16 protein-coding genes are annotated in these 19,527 nt (G+C 69.0%); all 16 read right to left on the bottom strand.

Annotated elements, in window-relative coordinates; all coding sequences use genetic code 11:
- Positions 1 to 8: 8 nt before the first annotated feature.
- The 16 genes from tssC to ACAM42_RS01155 all read right to left on the bottom strand — a co-directional run bounded on the left by tssC (position 9) and on the right by ACAM42_RS01155 (position 19,442).
- Positions 9 to 1,517, bottom strand: coding sequence for a type VI secretion system contractile sheath large subunit (tssC, locus tag ACAM42_RS01230; RefSeq protein WP_056583649.1), 1,509 nt, complete (start codon positions 1,515 to 1,517; stop codon positions 9 to 11).
- Positions 1,514 to 2,083 (bottom strand): type VI secretion system contractile sheath small subunit, encoded by a 570-nt coding sequence (tssB, locus tag ACAM42_RS01225; RefSeq protein WP_062473966.1) that lies wholly within the window; start codon positions 2,081 to 2,083, stop codon positions 1,514 to 1,516. The genes tssC and tssB overlap by 4 nt, the downstream gene beginning before the upstream one ends.
- A gap of 85 nt (positions 2,084 to 2,168) precedes the next feature.
- Positions 2,169 to 3,278, bottom strand: a complete 1,110-nt coding sequence (gene tssA, locus ACAM42_RS01220; RefSeq protein ID WP_369630870.1) for a type VI secretion system protein TssA — start codon at positions 3,276 to 3,278, stop codon at positions 2,169 to 2,171.
- Between the two features lie 116 nt (positions 3,279 to 3,394).
- Entirely contained in the window at positions 3,395 to 4,582 is a 1,188-nt protein-coding gene (locus ACAM42_RS01215) for a fumarylacetoacetate hydrolase family protein (RefSeq protein WP_369630869.1), read from the bottom strand.
- Positions 4,583 to 4,647: 65 nt separating this feature from the next.
- Entirely contained in the window at positions 4,648 to 8,361 is a 3,714-nt protein-coding gene (locus ACAM42_RS01210) for a molybdopterin cofactor-binding domain-containing protein (protein ID WP_369630868.1), read from the bottom strand.
- Positions 8,358 to 8,870 carry a (2Fe-2S)-binding protein gene (locus tag ACAM42_RS01205; RefSeq protein WP_369630867.1) on the bottom strand — a complete coding sequence of 171 codons (513 nt, stop codon included), beginning with the start codon at positions 8,868 to 8,870 and terminating at the stop codon, positions 8,358 to 8,360. Before ACAM42_RS01205 ends, ACAM42_RS01210 begins: the two co-directional genes overlap by 4 nt.
- Entirely contained in the window at positions 8,848 to 10,008 is a 1,161-nt protein-coding gene (locus ACAM42_RS01200) for an ABC transporter substrate-binding protein (RefSeq protein ID WP_174254408.1), read from the bottom strand. The genes ACAM42_RS01205 and ACAM42_RS01200 overlap by 23 nt, the downstream gene beginning before the upstream one ends.
- Positions 10,009 to 10,078: 70 nt before the next feature.
- On the bottom strand, positions 10,079 to 10,804 hold the full coding sequence (gene pncA / locus ACAM42_RS01195; RefSeq protein WP_139703389.1) for a bifunctional nicotinamidase/pyrazinamidase: 726 nt from the start codon (positions 10,802 to 10,804) through the stop codon (positions 10,079 to 10,081).
- Between the two features lie 34 nt (positions 10,805 to 10,838).
- Entirely contained in the window at positions 10,839 to 11,573 is a 735-nt protein-coding gene (locus tag ACAM42_RS01190; RefSeq protein ID WP_139703387.1) for an ABC transporter ATP-binding protein, read from the bottom strand.
- A complete protein-coding gene (locus ACAM42_RS01185) occupies positions 11,570 to 12,361 on the bottom strand; it encodes an ABC transporter ATP-binding protein (protein ID WP_095949850.1) in 792 nt (263 codons plus the stop codon). Before ACAM42_RS01185 ends, ACAM42_RS01190 begins: the two co-directional genes overlap by 4 nt.
- Positions 12,358 to 14,283, bottom strand: a complete 1,926-nt coding sequence (locus ACAM42_RS01180; RefSeq protein WP_369630866.1) for an ABC transporter permease — start codon at positions 14,281 to 14,283, stop codon at positions 12,358 to 12,360. The genes ACAM42_RS01185 and ACAM42_RS01180 overlap by 4 nt, the downstream gene beginning before the upstream one ends.
- Positions 14,284 to 14,364: 81 nt before the next feature.
- The gene (locus ACAM42_RS01175) at positions 14,365 to 15,570 is read right to left on the bottom strand and encodes an ABC transporter substrate-binding protein (RefSeq protein WP_062473975.1); all 1,206 of its coding nucleotides are present in this window, start codon (positions 15,568 to 15,570) and stop codon (positions 14,365 to 14,367) included.
- A 59-nt stretch (positions 15,571 to 15,629) separates the two neighbouring features.
- Positions 15,630 to 16,214 (bottom strand): amino acid synthesis family protein, encoded by a 585-nt coding sequence (locus ACAM42_RS01170; protein WP_130426486.1) that lies wholly within the window; start codon positions 16,212 to 16,214, stop codon positions 15,630 to 15,632.
- Positions 16,215 to 16,252: 38 nt separating this feature from the next.
- Positions 16,253 to 16,894, bottom strand: coding sequence for an amino acid synthesis family protein (locus ACAM42_RS01165; RefSeq protein ID WP_095743158.1), 642 nt, complete (start codon positions 16,892 to 16,894; stop codon positions 16,253 to 16,255).
- A gap of 21 nt (positions 16,895 to 16,915) precedes the next feature.
- A complete protein-coding gene (locus ACAM42_RS01160; protein ID WP_307696550.1) occupies positions 16,916 to 17,818 on the bottom strand; it encodes a UPF0280 family protein in 903 nt (300 codons plus the stop codon).
- 4 nt (positions 17,819 to 17,822) lie between these two features.
- Complete coding sequence (locus ACAM42_RS01155; RefSeq protein WP_159278912.1) at positions 17,823 to 19,442, bottom strand: 6-hydroxynicotinate reductase; 1,620 nt, start codon at positions 19,440 to 19,442, stop codon at positions 17,823 to 17,825.
- Positions 19,443 to 19,527 lie beyond the last annotated feature (85 nt).

Here is a 19,527-nt window from a genome sequence, read left to right as displayed (position 1 = left end):
CAGTGGAATTAGCTGCTGTCCTTCTTGTTGGACGGCAACTTCGAAACCAGCCGCAACGACACCGTCAGCCCCTCGAGCTGGTAGTGCGGCCGGAGAAAAAACTTGGCGGCGTAGTAGCCGGGGTTGTCCTCGATGGCTTCCACCTGGACCTCGGCCGCCGCCAGCGGCTTCATCGCCTTCGTGTCCTGCGACGAGGTGCCCGGGCTGCCGTCGACGTAGTTCATGATCCAGTCGTTGAGCCAGCGCTCCATGTCCTCGCGCTCGCGGAACGAACCGATCTTGTCGCGCACGATGCACTTCAGGTAGTGCGCGAAGCGGCAGCACGCGAACAGGTACGGCAGGCGCGCCGCCAGGTTGGCGTTGGCCGTGGCGTCGGCGTCGTAGTACTCGGCCGGCTGCTGCAGCGACTGCGCGCCGATGAAGGCCGCGAAGTCGGAGTTCTTGCGGTGCACCAGCGGCATGAAGCCGTTCTTGGCGAGCTCGGCCTCGCGCCGGTCGCTGATGGCGATCTCGGTCGGGCACTTCATGTCCACGCCGCCGTCGTCGGTGGGGAAGGTGTGGGTGGGCAGGTTCTCGACCGCGCCGCCCGACTCCACGCCGCGGATCGAGGTGCACCAGCCGAACTGCTTGAACGAGCGGTTGATGTTCACGCCCATCGCATAGGCCGAGTTGGCCCAGGTGTAGCGCGTGTGCAGCGCCGAATCGGTTTCTTCCTCGAACTCGAACTCGTCGACCGGGTTGGTGCGCGCACCGTAGGGCAGGCGCGCCAGGAAGCGCGGCATGGCCAGGCCGATGTAGCGCGCGTCTTCCGAATCGCGCAGCGACCGCCACGCGGTGTGCTCGGTGTTCTGGAAGATCTTGGTCAGGTCGCGCGGGTTCGACAGCTCCTGCCACGAGTCCATCTGCATCACGGTGGGCGAGGCGCCGGCGATGAAGGGGCAGTGCGCGGCGGCGGCGATCTTGGCCATCTCACCGAGCATCTCGACGTCGGGCGGGCTGTGGTCGAAGTGGAAGTCGCCGATCAGCGCACCGAAGGGCTCGCCGCCGAACTGGCCGTACTCCGCTTCGTAGATCTTCTTGAACATCGGGCTCTGGTCCCAGCCGATGCCCTTGTGGCGCTTGAGCGAGCGCGCCACTTCGCGCTTCGATGCGCACATGACGCGGATCTTCAGCTGCTCGTCGGTCTCGGTGTTGTTGACGAGGTAGTGCAGGCCGCGCCACGCACCTTCGAGCTGCTGGAAGTCTTCGTGGTGCAGGATCTGGTTGATCTGCTCCGACAGCTTGCGGTCGATCTCCGTGATGATGGCCTGCACGCTGCGGTAGGCGTCGTTCGAGATGGTGACGGTGTTCTCGAGCGCCTGCACGGCCAGCGTCTTGACGGCGTTCTCCACCGCCTCGCGCGCCTGCTCGGTCTTGGGCTTGAACTCGCGCTGCAGGAGGTCGGAGAACTCGTTGGGCTCGAGCGCTTCGACGGTGGCGGTGCGGGCGCGTGCGCCTTGCTGGGATGCGGTGCTCATGGTGCGGTCCTGTCGTCGGCTTGCTTGGCTGCTGCGGCATCGGCGGCCGCCTGCGCGACCGCGGGGTTGGGCGCGGACGCCAGCGACTTGAGCAGCGCCGGGTTCTGCAGCGCCTGCGCGATGAGTTGCTCGGCGCCGTTCTTGCCGTCCATGTACGAGAGCAGGTTCGACAGCTCGGTGCGCGCCTCGAGCAGCTGCTGCAGCGCGTCGACCTGGCGCGCGATGCGCGCGGGCGAGAAGTCGTCCATGCTGTCGAAGGTGATGTCCACGTTCATCTGGCCTTCGCCGGTGAGCGTGTTGGGCACCTGGAACGCGACGCGCGGCTTGATGGACTTCATGCGCTCGTCGAAGTTGTCGATGTCCACCGCCATGAACTCGCGCTCCGCGAGATCGGGCATGGGGTCGGTCTGCTTGCCCGCGAGGTCGGCGATGACGCCCATCACGAAGGGCAGCTGGATCTTGCGTTCGCTGCCGTAGATCTCGACGTCGTATTCGATCTGCACGCGCGGCGCCCGGTTGCGCGCGATGAACTTCTGACCACTGTTCCTGACACGGTTGTCTGCCATAAGCGTCCTCTTGAAACTGAATGCATGGGTCGTACCGGTCGACCGGTGCCGGCGCGTTGTTCCTGCTCGCCGGCAGCAACGGCCGCTAGGGCAATGCGGCGTCGCCGTTCAACGGGCGGCCGGCAAGGCTTTCTATCTTTTGCAATCCCTCGGGCACGAGCTCTTCGATGATCTGGAAGAAGTTGAGGTCCATCAGCCGCTGGGCCCTGCGGATCAGCATGGGTGCCGGATGGCTCGGTTCCGTTCGTTCCAGGAACTCGCATGCTTTTTCCAACAACACTTGCACATCTTCACGAGCCGATATTTCAATCTCTTGAATACGCAGCGGGCGCACTGCAGCCTGCGTGGCCGCTGCAACGTGCGCTGCGGGTGCGTGCACGTGCGCCGCACCGCTTGTGTCTTCTGCACCGCCCACTGCCGACGCCTGCGGCACTTCGCTGTGCGGCTGCTCCGGCAGCAACTGGCCCACGGTGCGCAGCGACCGTTCGAGCCGTGAAAAATCGGGCGCCCAACTCTGGCCCAGCGCGCGCTCGCAGGTCTCGCGGATGCGCTGCAGCAGTGCCAGAGCCTCACGCAGGGCCACGACCGGCGCCGCCGCCTTGTCGTGTGCACGGCGTGCGGCCTCGCGCAGGCGCCCCACGCCGCCGGGGTAGTCCACCTGGTCGCTCTTGCTCGAATCGAGCAGCGCCTCGACCTGCCGCAGGCTCATCGCCGTGCCACCGTCTTCGAGCAGCCGCGCATCGCGCACGCTGCGTCCGAGCCCTTCGGCTTCGGCCAGTGCGGCCAGCGCATTCATGCGCGGCAGCGGGTCTTCGTTCGTGCCATCGACGACGCGCGGATGCACGTCGTTCCAGAAAGTCTGCAGCACCGCATCGACCTGGCGCAGCCCGTCGACATAGCCGGGCAGGCCGCGGCTTTCGGTCCATGCGAGCGTGAGCGGCACCAGCACGCGCAGGTCGCGCGTGCGCACGCACAGCTGTCGTGCGATGCGGTCTACACGCGCCCAGTCGGGCGGCTCGGCGGGAATGATCGTGTCGCCGAACTGCTGCTCGCGCTTGCCCGTGGCCGCCTGTTGGAGCGCCATGAAATCGGCGTCGTATTCCAGATCTTCACCACAGGGAAGCGGGCCCTCGACGGGCGTCTGCAACAGATCGATCTCATTCGGCAGCAACCACGACTCCCTTGATTTATCCACTCGCGATGGTAGTCATCTTGAGGGTAAGAAGAGGCATGGTCAACCGCAACAGAATGCAAAGTGCAGCCTCTGAATTCCAAAGGAGTACATCTGCTTTTAAAGTGCAGAAGTACGGGCTACAGCAGCCGACGCGACGCGAGGTTGCGCATCAACGCACCGAGGCCGAAAGACCACCGCGGCGCCTGGTCTGCATGCACGACGCGGTTGTTCAACGCACCCAATTCAGGCGCGGCGATGCGCACATGGTCGCCCACGACATGCGTGAATCCTTGCCCCGGTCCGTGACGGTCTTGTGTCGGCGCGAACATCGTGCCCAGAAACAACATGAAACCGTCTGGGTAGGCGTGGTGGCGGTTGAGTGTCTGCGCCACGAGGTCGAGCGGATCGCGGCTGATCTTCGCGAGCGAGCTCGACCCTTCGAGCGTGAAGCCTTCAGGGCCCGTCACGTTCAACGCGACCGTGATGCGACGCACATCGGCGATGCCGAAGTGCGCATCGAACAGACGGATGAACGGGCCGATGGCGCACGAGGCGTTGTTGTCCTTGGCCTTGCCCAGCAGCAGTGCGCTGCGGCCTTCGAAGTCGCGCAGGTTGACGTCGTTGCCGAGCGCGGCGCCGAGCGTCTCGCCGCGGCTGTTCACCGCGAGCACGACCTCGGGCTCGGGGTTGTTCCAGGCCGAGTCCGCGTGGATGCCCACGTCGGCGCCGGTGCCCACGGCCGCGAGCACCGGCGCCTTGGTGAAGACCTCGGCGTCGGGGCCGATGCCCACTTCGAGGTACTGCGACCACATGCCTTGCGCGATGAGCACGTCCTTCACCTTCATGGCTTCGGGCGAGCCCGGCACGATGTCGGCGAGGTTGTCGCCCAGCACATCGCCGATGGCCGCGCGCGTGGCCTCGGCGCGCGAGGCATCGCCGCGTGCCTGCTCTTCGATCACGCGTTCGAGCAGGCTCGCGACGAAGGTCACGCCGCTGGCCTTCACGACCTGCAGGTCGCAAGGGGCGAGCAGCCAGGCCTGGTTGTTGTCGCGCGTGCTTTCGTCGCTGTTGGCGAGCACGGCATCGAGCGCGGCGATGCGTGGCGCGGTGCCACTTTGCAATGCAGCGCGCACGGCTTCGGCCGGCGAGCCCTGACGTTCGAGCAGGTCGCTCATCGTGGGCGCGAGCGTCGACAGATCGTGCAGGCCATCGCCTTGCACGGCCACCAGCACCGGGCCCACGCCGGGTTGCCAGAGACGGCCGACAAGGGTGGCGCGCTCGGCGTCGCGGGGCAGGCTGGAAGCGGTCGAAAGGTCCAAAGGCATGGTGGGGTGTCTCCGTGAATAAGGTCTGCGCGCCATCGTAGCCGCGCCTCGGGAACCACCGTGTGTCAGTGGCCCGGCGTGGCCCGCACGCGCACCACCTCGGCGGGCAGGTTCGCCCACGGCGCTTCCTGCGGCGCGAAGCGTGCGCGCATGTAGCCGGCGAGGTCGGCGATCTGGCGGTCGTCGAGCGCTTCGCGGAACGCGGGCATGAAGCCGATGTCGCGGTGCGCGGGCGCGCGCACGCCGTCGAGGATGGTGCGCAGCAGGTTGTCGGGCCGCGTGCTCGTGAGGCTGCTGTTGAGTGCGAGCGGCGTGTTCACGCCCAGCAGCGTGGGGCCGTCGCCGTCGTGGTGGCACGAGGCGCAGGCGCTGTCGAACATGCGCTGCGCGGGGCCGAGCAGCTGGCCTTGCGTGCGCGCGGCGTTGTCGATGGCCTGTTGCGCGAGCGCTTGCGGCTGCGCAACCGGCGCGGGGTTGAACGCGCCGAGGTAGACGGCCATCGCGCGCACGTCGGCATCGGGCACCTGCGCGAGTTCGCGCACCACCTCGGCCATCGGGCCACCCGCGATGCCGTGGCGTGGCGAGTGGCCGTTGCGCAGGTAGCGGTACAGCGCGTCGGTGTCCCACGGCACGGCGGCCTTCGACAGCTGCGTGAGCGCGGGCGCTTCCCAGCCATCGACCATCGCGCCCGAGAGGAACGCGCTGCCGCCCTGCTCCGCGCCGAGCGCGTTGCGCGGCGTGTGGCAGGCGCCGCAATGGCCCAGGCCGTTGACGAGGTAGGCACCGCGGTTCCATTCGGCGCTCTGCGTGGGCACGGGCGGAAGCGGCGCGGGGTCGTGGAACAGCGCGTTCCAGCCGGCCATGAGCGGGCGCAGGTTGAACGGGAACTTGAGTTCGGACTTGGGCGTTGGCGCGCGCACCGCCGGCATCGCCATGAAGTACGCATAGAGCGCCTGCAGGTCGTCGTCGCTGGTCTTCGCGAAGGCGGTGTAGGGGAACGCGGGGTACAGGTGGTGGCCGTCGCGCGAGACGCCTTCGCGCATCGCGCGCTGGAAAGCGCTGAAGGACCAGCGGCCCAGGCCCGTCTCGGCATCGGGCGTGAGGTTGGTGGTGTAGAGCGTGCCGAAGGGCGTGTCCATCGCGCGGCCACCGGCATTGGGTGCGCCGCCCGGCGCGGTGTGGCACACGGCGCAATCGCCGAGTGCGGCGAGCACGCGGCCGCGCTCGATGGTGGACTCGCTGTAGACCGGCGCGCTGAGCGACACCGGCGCGATGGCCGAGCGCCAGCCGAGCAGGCCGGCGACGACGCCGAGGCCGCCGATGAAGAGCGCGGCGCCGGTGGCCCACAGGCCCTTGCGGCGCGGCCACAGGGCGTTGTTCACGCCTGCGCTTGGGGCCGGTGACGAAGAGGGTCCGGTGGCATCGCCCTGCCCCGGCGGCGGTGGCAGCGACCCCCGGTTCAATTCCGCCAGCACCGTCTCCGGCGTGAACGGCGGCGAGCGGAAGCGCACGCCCGTCGCATCGAAGATCGCATTCGCGATCGCCGCCGTGCCCGGCACCGACGACGACTCGCCCGCGCCCAGCGAGGGCTCGCCGGGACGCGGCATGTGCATCACCTCGATCACCGGCACGTCGCGGAAATTGAGGATCGGGTAGCTGCCCCACTCGCGGCTCGTGACCACGCCCGAAGGCAACACGCCCGGCAATTGCGCGCCGCCCGTTGCGGCGCCCTGCTGCGGCGCGAACTGCACCTGCTCCTTGAGCGCACGGCTGGTGGTCTGGATCACGTTGCCGTGCACCTGGTGCTCGACCCCCGCCGGGTTGACCAGCAGCCCCGCGTCGTGCCCCACCACCACGCGGCGCACATGCACCTCGCCGGTCTTCTGGTTGACCTCGACATCGGCCACCCACGCGGCCCATGCCGCGCCGAAGCCCGGCCACTTGCTGTGGATGTAGCGCGCGTACGCGAAGCCCTGGCCGAAGAGGATGTCGCCGCCTTCGCCCAGCCCGCCGTCGGCGTTCTCCTGCGGCCCGGTGCGCATGCGCCAGCCGGCCTTCTGCGCGGTGGCCTGCACGAGCTCGACCGCGCGCGGATCGTCCAGATGCCGCAGGCGGAACTGCACGGGGTCGACGCCGGCGGCGGTCGCCAGCTCGTCGATGTACGACTCGTGCGCGAACGAACTCGGCAGCGCCGACACGCCGCGCAGCCACGAGGCGCGCACGATCGGCGCCATGTCGTTGACCTTCACGCGCAGGTTGTCGTAGCTGTAGGGCGGTCGCGCGGTGCGGTCGCCCATCTCGTAGGCCTGCGCCACGGGCTCGACCGTGCGCGTGAGCAGCAGCGCCAGCGTGGGCGCACCGTTCGAGGGGTACGAGGTCTCGAAGTCGTAGGCGGCGACGCGGCCGTCGGCCATGAGCCCGCCGTCGATCTCCATGAGCTGCGCGGCGCCCTTGGGCTCCCACGCATGCTCCTGCTCGCGCGAGAGCTGCACGCGCACCGGCGCGCCCACGGCGCGCGCGAGCAGCGCGGCATCGGCCGCCACGTCGTCGGCGCCGTTGCGGCCGTAGCAGCCCGCGGCCTCCATGCGCACCACGTCGACCTGCACGTCGTCCACGCCCATGAGCTTGGCGAGATCGGCGCGCAGCACGTGCGGGTTCTGCGAGCCGGCCCAGCAGCGCAGCTGCATGCCGCTGCCGTCGGCCGGTTGCCACTCGGCCAGCGCGCACGACGGGCCGATGGACGCATGCATCTGGTAGGGCCACACGTAGGTGCGCTGCATCGGCTGCGCGGCGGCGGCCATGGCGCCGTCGACATCGCCCTCATCGACCAGCAGGCGCTGCGTCGAGGGGTTGTCGCGCAGGGCCTGTGCCACGTCGCGCAGGTCGGGCATGCCGGGCCAGGGCTTCCAGGTCACGCGCAGCTCGCGCATCGCCTGCTCGGCGTGCTCTTCGCGCTCGGCGACGATGCCGACGAAGTCGCGCACCACGACCACGGCGCGGATGCCGGGGATGTGCGCGATCGACGACTCGTCGACCGCTTCGAGCGTGTTGCCGATGAACTCGCCGTGGTCCGCGCCCGCATACGGCGGGCGCACCACGCGGCCGTGCAGCATGCCGGGCACGCGCATGTCGTGCACGAACACGAGGTCGCCCGCGAGCTTGGCCGGGATGTCGACGCGCGCCTGGCGCGTGCCGACGAGGCGGTAGTCGGCCGGGTTCTTGGGGGTGGCGTCGAGGTCCAGCCGCAGCACCGTGCGCTGGTGCGCCACGAGGTCCGCGTAGTTGAGGTGGCGCTCCGGCGCCTCGGCCACGCGCACAACGCCGTTGCGCACCTGCAGCGCATCGACGGCCACGCCCAGCCGTTCGGCCGCACGCGCGAGCAGCCACGCGCGTGCCTGCGCGGCGGCCAGCCGCAGCGGCTGCGCGTGGATCTGGATCGACGCGCTCGCGATGGTCGCGCCCTGGTTGGGCGCGCGCGCGGTGTCGCCGAGCATCATGCGCACGCAGGGCATGCCGAGGTCGAGCTCCTCGGCCACGATCTGCGCCAGCGCGGTCTGGATGCCGGTGCCCAGGTCGACGTGGCCGTTGAGCGCCGAGACGCTGCCGTCGTCCCACAGCGCGAGCAGCACCTCGTCGCCTTCACTGGGGTGGCTGGCGATGAAGGCGGGCTGGCCCTTGGCGGGCGGCGGCGGGGGCGGCGCTTCGCGCACCACCAGCAGCACGCCGTCGGCGGCAAGGAACTCCGCGCGGGTCTGCGGCAGGTCGGCGCGGCGCGTCATGCGGCGGGGGCGTCCGGCGGGGCTGCACGCAGGCGCACGGCGGCGCGCTGCACGGCGTCGAGGATCTCGATGTGCGTGCCGCAGCGGCACAGGTTGCCCGAGAGCTCGCTGCGGATGCGCGCCTCGCTCGCGTGCGGATCACGCGCGAGCAGCGCCGCGGCCTGCATCACCATGCCGTTGAGGCAGTAGCCGCATTGCGCGGCCTGCGCGTCTTCGAAGGCAGCCTGCACCGGGTGCCAGCGCCCGCGCATGCCCAGGCCTTCGAGCGTGGTGATGCTGCGCCCCGCCACGCCATGCGCGGGAATCACGCAGGACCGCGCGGCCACGCCGTCGACATGCACCGTGCAGGCGCCGCACTGCCCGAGCCCGCAGCCGTATTTGGGCCCGTTGAGCCCGAGGTCGTTGCGCAGCAGGTGCAGCAGCGTGGCTTCGCGCGGCACGCCGGCGAGCGTGTGCGCCCGGCCGTTGACCTGCAGGTGCAGCGGCTCAGCGCCGCAACTGGCCGTCACGGGTGTACATCTCCAGGTCCACGAAGGTCGAGCCGTTGTGGTTCTTCGCGCTGTAGTCGACGGGGAAGTCGCCGAAGCGCGTGCTGCCGATGCTCTCGAGCCCGGCGATGAAGCTGTCGCGCGTGAGCGCCTTGCCCGCGCGGCGCAGGCCCTCGGCCATCACGCGCGCGACGATGTAGCCCTCCAGCGCGGTGTAGCTGTCGATCTTCTGGCCGAACTCGGCGCGGTCGCGCTGGTAGTCGGCCACGATGGGCACGCGCTGCGCGCCGGGCGGCGGCACGATGCTGGCCGTGACCAGCCCGGCGAGCTTGCCGTCCAGCCGCTTGGCCGAACCCGCCGCGTCGGTGATGCCGACCGACAGCGTGTACAGCGGCGCCGCCGCGCCGCTCGCGCGGTAGTCGCGGATGAAGACCTCGGTCATGCGCCCGGCCATGATCATCACGACGGCGCCGGGGCGGCCCTCGGCGAGCCCGCCGATCACCTGCTTGGCGTCTTCGGCGGCGATGGCCATGGGCAGCGTCTGCACCACCTTCACCTTGTATTCGGCGGCCAGCTGCTCGCAGGTGGCGAGGTTCGACTTGCCGAAGGCGCTGTCCTGGTAGACCACGGCGATCGACTGGATGCCCAGCGTCGAGAGGTGGCTGATGATCTTGCGCAGCTCCAGGTCGTAGCCCGCGCGCACGTGGAACAGGTAGCGGTTGGTCTTGGTGCGGAACGACGTGGTGCCCACCAGCGGCGCGAACATCGGCACGCCGGCCTTCTCGGCCAGCGGCATCGCGGCCGCGAGGTTGCCCGTGGCGACGTAGCCGGTGAGCGCGAAGACCTTGTCCTCGTCGATCAGCTTGGCGGTGTTGACGGCCGTCTTCGCGGGCTCGTAGGCGTCGTCGTAGGTGACGAGTTCGATCTTGCGGCCGTGGATGCCGCCCGACTTGTTGACGCGGTCGAAGTACAGCTGGATGCCCGCGCGGTAGTCGACGCCGAAGTCTTTCGCCGGGCCGCTGAACACGGCCGACTGGCCGATGCGGATGGTGCTGTCGGTCACGCCGTTGTCCGCGCGCGCCGGCCGCAGCAGGCCGGGGCCGAGCGCCAGGGCCGCGCCGCCCGCCACCAGGGTGCGCCTTGAAATCGAAAGCTTCATGCGTCGTCTGTCTCTTTGTTGTTGTCGTCGGAGGGGTGTTGCCGCGGCGGCGCCGCGGACTTCGGGGTCGTCAGCCGGCCTGGATGTCGCCGGACTGGATGCGCTTGACGCCCTTGGCCGTCATCTGCTTCCAGGCGGCGGCCAGCGAGCCGTTGAGATCGATGCCGCGCGTGGCGTCTTCGATCACGTAGGCCTCGAAGCCGGCCTTGCGTGCGTCCATCGCGGTCCAGGCCACGCAGAAGTCGGTGGCCAGGCCGGTGACGAACACGGTCTTGATGCCGCGCGCCTTGAGGTAGCCGGCCAGGCCGGTGGCCGTCTTGTGGTCGGCCTCTTCGAAGGCGGAGTAGCTGTCCATGTCCTTGTGGAAGCCCTTGCGGATGATGAGCTGCGCGGTCGGCACCTTCAGCTCCTTGCCGAGCGCCGCGTCGTCGGTGCCCTGCACGCAGTGGTCGGGCCACAGCACCTGCGTGCCGTAGTTGAGCTTGGTCGTCTCGAAGGGCTTCTTGCCGCTGTAGGTGCTGGCGAACGAGGCATGGCCCGCCGTGTGCCAGTCCTGCGTGACGACGATGTTCTGGAACGCGGGCGCCAGCGCGTTGATGACCGGGATCACCTCGTTGCCGCCCTTCACCGCGAGCGTGCCGCCGTCGAGAAAACAGTTCTGCACGTCGACCACGATCAGCGCGGCCTTGCCACCGGGCTTGATCTTGCCGGCCGCGAAAGCGGAGAGGCCGAAACTGCCGAGGCTGCCGGCGAGCCCCAGGGCAGCGGCGGACTTCAAGACGGTTCTGCGATGCATGGTGTGGACTCCGGTGGTTGAGGAAAGGAAACGGTCAGACGCTGAGGTAAGCCCTGCGCACTTCTTCGTTCGCGGCCAACTCGGCCATCGTGGCGTGATAGCGGATCTGCCCCTTCTCGAGCACGTAGGCGCGATCGGAGACCAGCTCGGCGAAGTGCATGTTCTGCTCCGACAGCAGGATGCTCACGCCCTGCGCCTTGAGCTCGAGGATCATGTTGGCCATCTGCTCGACGATGACGGGGGCCACGCCCTCGGAGGGCTCGTCGAGCAGCACGAGATACGGGTTGCCCATCAGCGTGCGCGCCACGGTGAGCATCTGCTGCTCGCCGCCGCTCATGCGGCCACCGGGGCGGTTGGGCATTTCGCCGAGGTTGGGGAACAGCTGGAACAGGCGCTCGGGCGTCCACAGCGGCGCGGCCGTGCCGTCGGCCCACTGGCGCGCGGGTTGCTTGCCGACCTCGAGGTTCTCCATCACCGTGAGGTCGGTGAACACGCGTCGGTCTTCGGGCACGAAGCCCAGGCCCAGGCGCGCCGCGTGGTGCGGCTCGCTCTTCGAAATGTCGTGGCCCAGGAAGCGCACGGCGCCGCGGCGCTTGGTGAGCATGCCGATCAGCGTCTTGAGCGTGGTCGACTTGCCCGCGCCGTTGCGGCCCATGAGCGCGACGACTTCGCCGCGCCGCACTTCGAGGTCGACGTCGTAGAGGATCTGCGCGGCGCCATACCAGGCGCACAAGGCCTTGGCTTCCAGAAGAGGTTCGTGCGTGCTCATGCGGTGACTCCCAGCGCTGCGGCTTTCTCTGCAATCTTCTCGAAGGTCTTGCCGCTGCCGAAGTACACCTCCTGCACCTTCGGGTGGTCGCGGATCTCCAGCGGCTTGCCCTGCGCGATGAGGCGCCCGCGCGCGAGCACGATCATGCGATCGGCGTACGCGAACACCACGTCCATGCTGTGCTCGGTGAAGAGCACGGCCATGCCGCGCTGGATGACGAGGTCCTTGGTGAGCGCCATGAGCGAGTTGCGCTCCTGGGGCGCCATGCCGGCGGTGGGCTCGTCCATGAGCAGCAGCTTGGGCGAGTTGGCCATGGCGATGGCGAGTTCGACGCGCTTCACGTCGCCGTAGGCCAGCACGCTGCAGGGCCGGTCGGCCTGCGCCTTCATGCCGACCTGGTCGAGCAGTGCCAGCGCTTCGTCGCGCTTGTGGTCGGCCGCACGGCGCCACATCGAGAACAGCTTGTGGTCGTGCGAGAGCAGCGCCATCTGCACGTTCTCGACCACGGTCAGCGAGGCGAAGGTTTCGGCGATCTGGAAGGTGCGGCCCACGCCCTTGCGCCAGATCTCGCGCGGCTTGCGGCCCACGAGTTCGTGGCCGTCGAGCGTGATCGAGCCCTGGTCGGCCTTGAGCTGGCCGTTCACCATGTTGAAGGTGGTCGACTTGCCGGCGCCGTTGGGGCCGATGAGCGCGAGCAGCTCGCCGGGCGGCAGCTCGAAGCTGATGCCGTCCACGGCCTTCACGCCGCCGAAGGATTTGCCGAGGTTGGTGACTTTGAGGAGGCTCATGCCTTCACCTCCTTGAGCTTGGCGTCTGCTTCATCATGCTTCGGTGCGCGCCACCGATCGACGAGCTGCTTGATCGACCCTGCAATGCCCTGCGGGAACAAGAGCACCAGGATCAGGATGATGGCGCCGAGCATCGCGCGCCAGTAGTCGGTGTTGCGCGCCACGGTGTCGTGCAGCCAAGTGAAGGTGACGGCGCCGACCACGGGGCCCGCGAGCGTCTGGATGCCGCCCAGCAGCACCATCACGAGGCCGTCGACCGACTTGCCGACCGACAGGCTCTCGGGCGAGATGCTGCCCTTGGAGAACGCATAGAGCGCACCGGCCAGGCCCGCCACGGTGCCCGCGATGACGAAGGCCGCCCACTGCATGCGCTTGACGTCGATGCCGATGGCGTCGGCGCGCAGCACCGAGTCGCGGCCGGCGCGCAGCGCATAGCCGAAGGGCGAGAACAGCACACGGCGCAGCCACCACACGCCCGCGCCCACGAGCACCAGCGTGAGCCAGTAGTACACCTGCTTGTTCGACAGCCACTCCGAAGGCCACACGCCGGTCAGGCCGTTGCTGCCGCCCGTGAAGCTGTCCCACTGGTAGGTGACGGCCCAGGTGATCTGCGCGAAGGCCAGCGTGAGCATCGCCAGGTACACGCCCGACAGCCGCACGGCGAACCAGCCGTAGACGAAGGCGCCGAGCGCCGCCACCAGCGGCGCGACCACCAGCGCCTGCTCCATCGGCAGGTGCAGCGCGCGCACCAGCAACGCCGCGCCGTAGGCCCCGAGGCCGAAGTAGGCCGCGTGGCCGAAGGAGTGCATGCCGGCCGGCCCCATGATGAAGTGCAGGCTGGTGGCGAACAGCGCGGCGATCAGCAGGTCGATCATCAGCACCGTGGTGTAGGGCGAGCCGGCCGTCAGCAGCGGCAGCGCGGCCAGCACCAGCGCCAGCCCGGCGGCGGCCACGATGTAGGCGGTGCTCGGGCGGCGCAGCGGCTCTTCCTGCATGCCGACGTAGCGGCTCGGCGCCTGCGGCCGGCCGAACAGGCCCCAGGGGCGCCACACCAGCACGATGGCCATCACGAGGAAGTCGACCATCAGCGTGAGCTTGGAGAACGACACGTCGATGCCGAAGATCTGCACCACGCCCAGCCAGATGCACACGGCCTTGATCTCGGCGATGAGCAGCGCGGCCACGTAGGCGCCGGGCAGCGAGCCCATGCCGCCGACCACCACGACGACGAAGGCGGCGCCGATGGTGTTCAGGTCCATCTCCAGCGTGGCGGGTTCGCGCGGCAATTGCAGCGCGCCGCCCAGGCCCGCGAGCAGCGCGCCGAGCGCGAACACGGCGGTGAAGAGCCAGGCCTGGTTGACGCCCAGTGCGCTGACCATCTCGCGGTCTTGCGTGGCGGCGCGCACCAGCGTGCCGAAGCGCGTGCGCGTGAGCAGCAGCCACACGAGGCCGAGCACCAGCGGGCCGACGACGATCAGGAACAGGTCGTAGGAAGGAAACTGGCGCCCGAGGATTTCGACCGAGCCCTTCAGGCCCGGCGCGCGCGGGCCGAGCAGTTCGTCAGGCCCCCAGAGCCACAGCACCGCGTCCTTGATGACCAGCACGAGCGCGAAGGTGGCCAGCAGCTGGAACAGCTCGGGCGCCTTGTAGATGCGGCGCAGCAGCAGCACCTCGATGAGCGCGCCCAGCACGCCCACCGCGAGCGCGGCGATCAACAGCGCCGGCCAGAAGCCCACGCTCGGGCCGAGCTTCTCGACGAGCGTGTACGCGACGTAGATGCCCACCATGAAAAAAGATCCATGGGCGAAGTTGACGATGCGCGTCACGCCGAAGATCAACGAGAGGCCGGCCGCCACCAGAAACAGCGAAGACGCGCCGGCCAACCCGTTGAGCAACTGAACAACGAAGCCTGAAAAGCTCATGAGGGACCCTGAGGAAACTGGAGACACCGCGCCCCGCCGCGCTCAAGAAGCGGCGGCGGACGCGTTGCAGGAGCCGTGCGGTCAGTCCGCAGGGCGCATCTTTTTCACTTCGTCGTCCGTCGGCTGGAACTTGGCGCCATCCAGATAGACATAGTCGACCATCACGCCCTTGCCGCCGTCGTTCTTGGTCTTGCCGACGTACGCGCCCATGGTGGACTGGTTGTCCTGCGCGCGGTAGCTGATCTTGCCGAAGGGCGTGTCGACCTGCAGGCCCTTGAAGGCGGCCACGAGCTTCTCGGTGTCGGTGCTGCCGGCCTTCTTCACGCCGGCCGCGATCGAGTAGATGGCGCTGTAGCCCACCACCGAGCCCAGGCGCGGGTAGTCCTTGAACTTGGCCTGGTAGGCGTCGTTGAAGGCCTTGTGCTCGGCGGTCTTCACGCCGTACCAGGGGTAGCCGGTGACGACCCAGCCGTTGGGCGCTTCGTCCTTCAGCGGGTCGAGGTACTCGGGCTCGCCGGTCAGCACGCTCACGACCTCGCGGTCCTTGAACAGGCCGCGCGTGTTGCCTTCGCGCACGAACTTGGACAGGTCGGCGCCGAACAGCACGTTGAAGATGGCGTCGGGCTTGGCGTCGGCCAGGGCCTGCACCACGCTGCCCGCATCGACCTTGCCCAGCGGCGGGGCCTGCTCGGCGACGAACTCGACGTCGGGCTGGATCGCCTTGAGCAGCGTCTTGAAGGTGGCGACCGACGACTGGCCGTACTCGTAGTTGGGGTACACGATGGCCCAGCGCTTCTTCTTGAGCTTGGCGGCCTCGGGCACCAGCATCGCGACCTGCATGTAGGTCGAGGGGCGCAGGCGGTAGGTGTACTTGTTGCCGTTGCTCCAGACGATCTTGTCGGTGAGCGGCTCGGCGGCGAGGTAGAAGAATTTTTTCTGCTTGGCGAAGTCGGTCAGCGCCAGGCCGGTGTTCGACAGGAAGGCGCCGGCCAGCACGTCGACCTTCTCGCGCGAGATGAGTTCTTCGGCCACGCGCACGGCGTCGCCGGGGTTGGCGTTGTCGTCGCGGCTGATGAGCTCCAGCTTCTTGCCGTTGACGCCGCCCTTGGCGTTGATCTCGTCGACCGCCAGTTCCATGCCCTTCTTGTAGGGCTCGAGGAAGGCGGGCTGCGCCTTGTAGCTGTTGATTTCGCCGATCTTGATCACGCCCTGCGCATGCGCGGGGACGAGGGCGGTGGCCAGCGTGACGACGGAAGCGGCGCAGAAGGCAAGGCGCAATGGATTCATCGGGAAGCTCCTAGAAGTTCGAACAGAAAACACGATGCGGGTGACGATGCAATGACAGGTCAGCGAAGACCGTCTTCGCCCTTGATTTCACTGACCTGCAGGCCACCGATGCGCGGCAGCGGACGGCCGCTGTCGGTGACGGCCACGGCCACGACGATCTCGTTGGCGCGCGGCGCGTCGCTCACGCGGGCCTCGACGGCGTCGAAGTGGCTGCGCACGAAGGCGGCGTCTTTATGGCCCAGCGGCACGTCAATGGCGGTGCCGAGCGTGCCCTGCTTCTTGGCCGAAGGCACGAGCGCCGCGCCCTTCTCGACCGCCACGCGCAGCGGCGCGCCCAGCTTGGGATGCAGGATGGCGGCGGCATGCTCCAGCTCGCCGCGCTCGCCGACGATGGCGGCCTTGCCGTAGCTCTGCGCCTGGCCGGGCTCGATGCCCAGCGCCTTCACGGCCTTCTGGCCGAGCAGCGCGCCGAGCTCTTCACCGATGGCGATGAGTTCGTCGAGGTTCTCGCTGTAGCGGCCGGCGTAGGGGTTCTCGATGACGGCGATGGCGACGGCGCGGCGCGTGGGCGGCGTCACGTCCTGCCCCATTTCCTTGCGGGTTTCATCGACCTGGATGACGAGCTTGCGGATGTTGGCGGTCATGTCTGTAGTTCCTTGTCTTGTCTCTTGTCTTGTGCGGGTCAGCGCAGGCCGTCCCACTTGCTGATGTCCTTGGCGAGCAGGCCGCCGACGCGCGCATGCACGCGGTAGCCGGTGCTCATCGCGAGGATGAAGACGATCTCGTCGGCCATCGGCGCGCCGGGCACGCGCACCTCGATGGCATCGAACTGGCCGCGCACGTAGCTGGCGTTGATGTTGGTGAGCGGCACGTCGAGCGCGGCGCCGGGCGGGCCGACCTTCTTGGTCGAGGGCACGATCGACAGCGCGTTGCCGGGCTGGCCGGTTTTCTCCTCGGCCTTGCCCGCGGTGTAGGCGGCGCGGCTTCCCTTCCAGCCGAGCAGCTCGCGCATGGCGTAGCCGCCGGGCACATGCCACAGCGCGCCGTGCTCCAGCTCGCCGTCGGCGCCGACGATGGCGCCCTTGCCGTAGGTGGCGATCTGCTCGAGCGGCACGTCCATGGCGGCGTGCAGCTGGTGCGCCATGTCGACGCCCACGGGGTCGAGCAGCGCCATCATCGGCAGGATGTCGGGCTCGTAGCGGCCCGCGAAAGGATTGGTCAGCACCGCGCCGATGGCACCGCGCACCAGCGGGGTCTCGGCACGCGGTCCGAACTCGTGGTGGATGTGCTCGACATGGGTGAAGACGCGACGGATTTCGATCATGAAAAAGAACCTTGCTTTTCGTTAAGCAAATACTGAACCAACTGCTTCGGGCAGCGCAATGTCCAGCGACTTCGAGCATAAGGGTTCCACCCGCCGCCACTGCCCCTGGCAAACGAGCAGAACGGCCCACACGAGCCCCCTTTTCTGCAGCACGCGGGCGCACGCCGCGCCCGCATCGAGTGCATGGTGCACCTGCGCGGGCGCCAGCGGCGGCACGTCGACGGTGACGAGGGTGTCGCCAAGGTCGCTGTCGTCCTTGCAGGCGCTGGCGGGCAGGCGCTGGATGAGGGCGTCGGCCACGTCGACGGCGTTGGCGATCACGGTGGCGGCGGCGTCGGCCTGCGCCGCGGTGGCGGCCAACACCGTCACGCTGTCGGCGATGCCCAGCGAGAAACTGCGCCCGCGCCAGCCGCTGGTGGCGACGCCGCGCACGGGTTGGTCGGCGTGCAGCTCGAACTGGCCGTCGGTGGTCAGCATGCCGCTGTCGCGCCAGTCGAAGCGCGCGAGGTCGGCGAACAGGCCCACGCGCGCCGTGTGGCCAGGCGCGAGGTGCAGCGCGATGTCGCCGCCGTTGTTGACCCAGGCGCGCTCGATGCCCGGCCGGTCGTAGAAGGCAATGAGTTCCTGCGCCACGCTGCCGGCCACGGCCGCCATCGGCGTGAGGAACAGCGGCGAAAACGCATCGCAGGCGTCCCACATGCGGCGCGCGACCACGCCGCGCGGGCGCTGGCGCGCGGCCACGGGCAGGCGCAGCTGCGGCAGCTCGCGCACGAGTTCGTCGAGCACATGGCCGAAGCGCGCCCAGGCCGCATCGTGCGCGGCGGCGACGGCGTACGGGTCGCCGTGCGCTTCGGCCACGATGTCGATCGGGCCGTGGTTGAAATGCCAGCGGCCCGCGTCGAGCGCCGTGCGTTGGGCGGACATGGTGTCAGCCCAGCATCGGGGCATGGCCCAGGGGCCACGGGTTGGCATCGTCGATGACGAGCCATTGGCGCGCCAGCGGTGCGCCGTCTTCCTGCCACGCGCCGCGCGCGAGCGCCTGTTCGAGCGGGAAGATGTGTTCGACGTGCCCGCCGAGCGCCTCGTAGTCGTCGCGCCGCATGCTGAATTCGATAGGCGCGACGATGGCCGGCGTGGGCACGGTGCCGAAGCTGTTGTCGGGCATGCGCATGACGTCGGCCATCACGGTGATGCCGCCGCCGGGCCACACATAGGCCGGCGCGCCGCCGCAGGTGACGTTGACCAGCGCGCGCTTGATGGCGCGCGTGAGCAGCACGGGGTTTTCGGTGACGCCCGCGCGCAGGCTGCCGCCGGCGCCGCCGAGGAACAGCACGGTGCACAGCGAAGGCTCGCAGTTCTCGCCGATGCGGTCGACGATGCGGCGCACCTCGGGCGGCATGGGCTGCTCGACGGGCTTCAGGGCCTCGTCGAGCACGTACCACTGCGCGTGCTCGCCGGTGGTGGAGGTCATGAGCAGGCGCAGGCCGGGGCGGGCCACGCCCTCTTCCCAGCCTTCGATGATCGCCAGCGGGTCGGCGATGTCGGTGCCGCCCCAGCCGTTGCCCGGGTTCGCCACCTGGAAGTAGCGCCCCGGCGTCGACTTGCGCCCCAGCATCTGGATGCCCGAGGGCGTCATATCGAGGCAGCGGCCGGCCTGGTGCTCGGTGAGCACGCCGGTGATGTGGTCGTCGACCACCACCACCTCGTCGGCCACGCCGGCGAACTGGCGCGCAAAGATGCCCACGGCGGCCGAGCCGCAGCCCACGCGCATGCGCTGCTCTTCCACGCCGTTGACGATGGGCGCCTTGCCGGCCTGGATGACGAGGCTGGCGCCGCCGTCGATGGTGCATTCGACCGCCTGCTTGTTGCCCAAGAGCTGCATGAGCTCGGCCGTCATGCGGCCTTCCTTCTTGCTGCCGCCCGTGAGGTGGTGCACGCCGCCCAGCGACAGCATCTGCGAGCCGTACTCGGCCGTGGTGACATGGCCCACGACCTCGCCCTTGTAGCGCACGTTGGCCTGCTCGGCGCCCAGGAAGCGGTCGGTGTCGATCTTCACCTTGAAGCTGCAGTAGCTGAAGATGCCTTCGGTGACGACGGTGACCATGTCGACGCCCTGGGCTTTGGAGGCCACGATGAAGGGCGCGGGCTTGTAGTCGGGATACGTGGTGGACGAGCCCACGCCGGTGACGAAGACCTCGTCGGCGTGCAGCAGGTCGCCGTTCCAGTCGGGCGTGGCGTCTGCCTCGGCCGCCTCGGCGCCGGGCCGGTCGAAGGGCACGAGCGCCGGCTGTTCGCTGGCAAGCGTGCGGCGCAACAGCACCACCGGGTCGACGCGCACCAGCACGCCCTGGCGGTTGGCGTAGCGGTCGCAGGCGCCGGTGCGGCCGTCGGAGATCTGGCACAGCACCGGGCAGGCGTTGCACTCGACCTTGGCGGTGCTCATCTTCTCGTTGCGCGGCGGCGCCTTGCCGAAGGCGGCGCCGCCGGCCTGCGCGACCAGGGGCATGTCGATGCCGGGCAATCCGTCTGTCTTGGTGTGTTCAGTCATCGGGGCGATCTCGTGGTGTGGTGCTGTCGGAGCGGGTCTTCAGGCCCCGGAGGTTTGCAACAAACGTGCCGTGCAGGTGCTTGTG

Origin of the sequence: Variovorax sp. V35 (assembly GCF_041154465.1) — a bacterium.
GTDB lineage: Bacteria > Pseudomonadota > Gammaproteobacteria > Burkholderiales > Burkholderiaceae_C > Variovorax > Variovorax boronicumulans.
The sequence above is the reverse complement of the archived record's forward strand: the minus strand, read 5'-3'. Positions and strand labels throughout refer to the sequence as shown.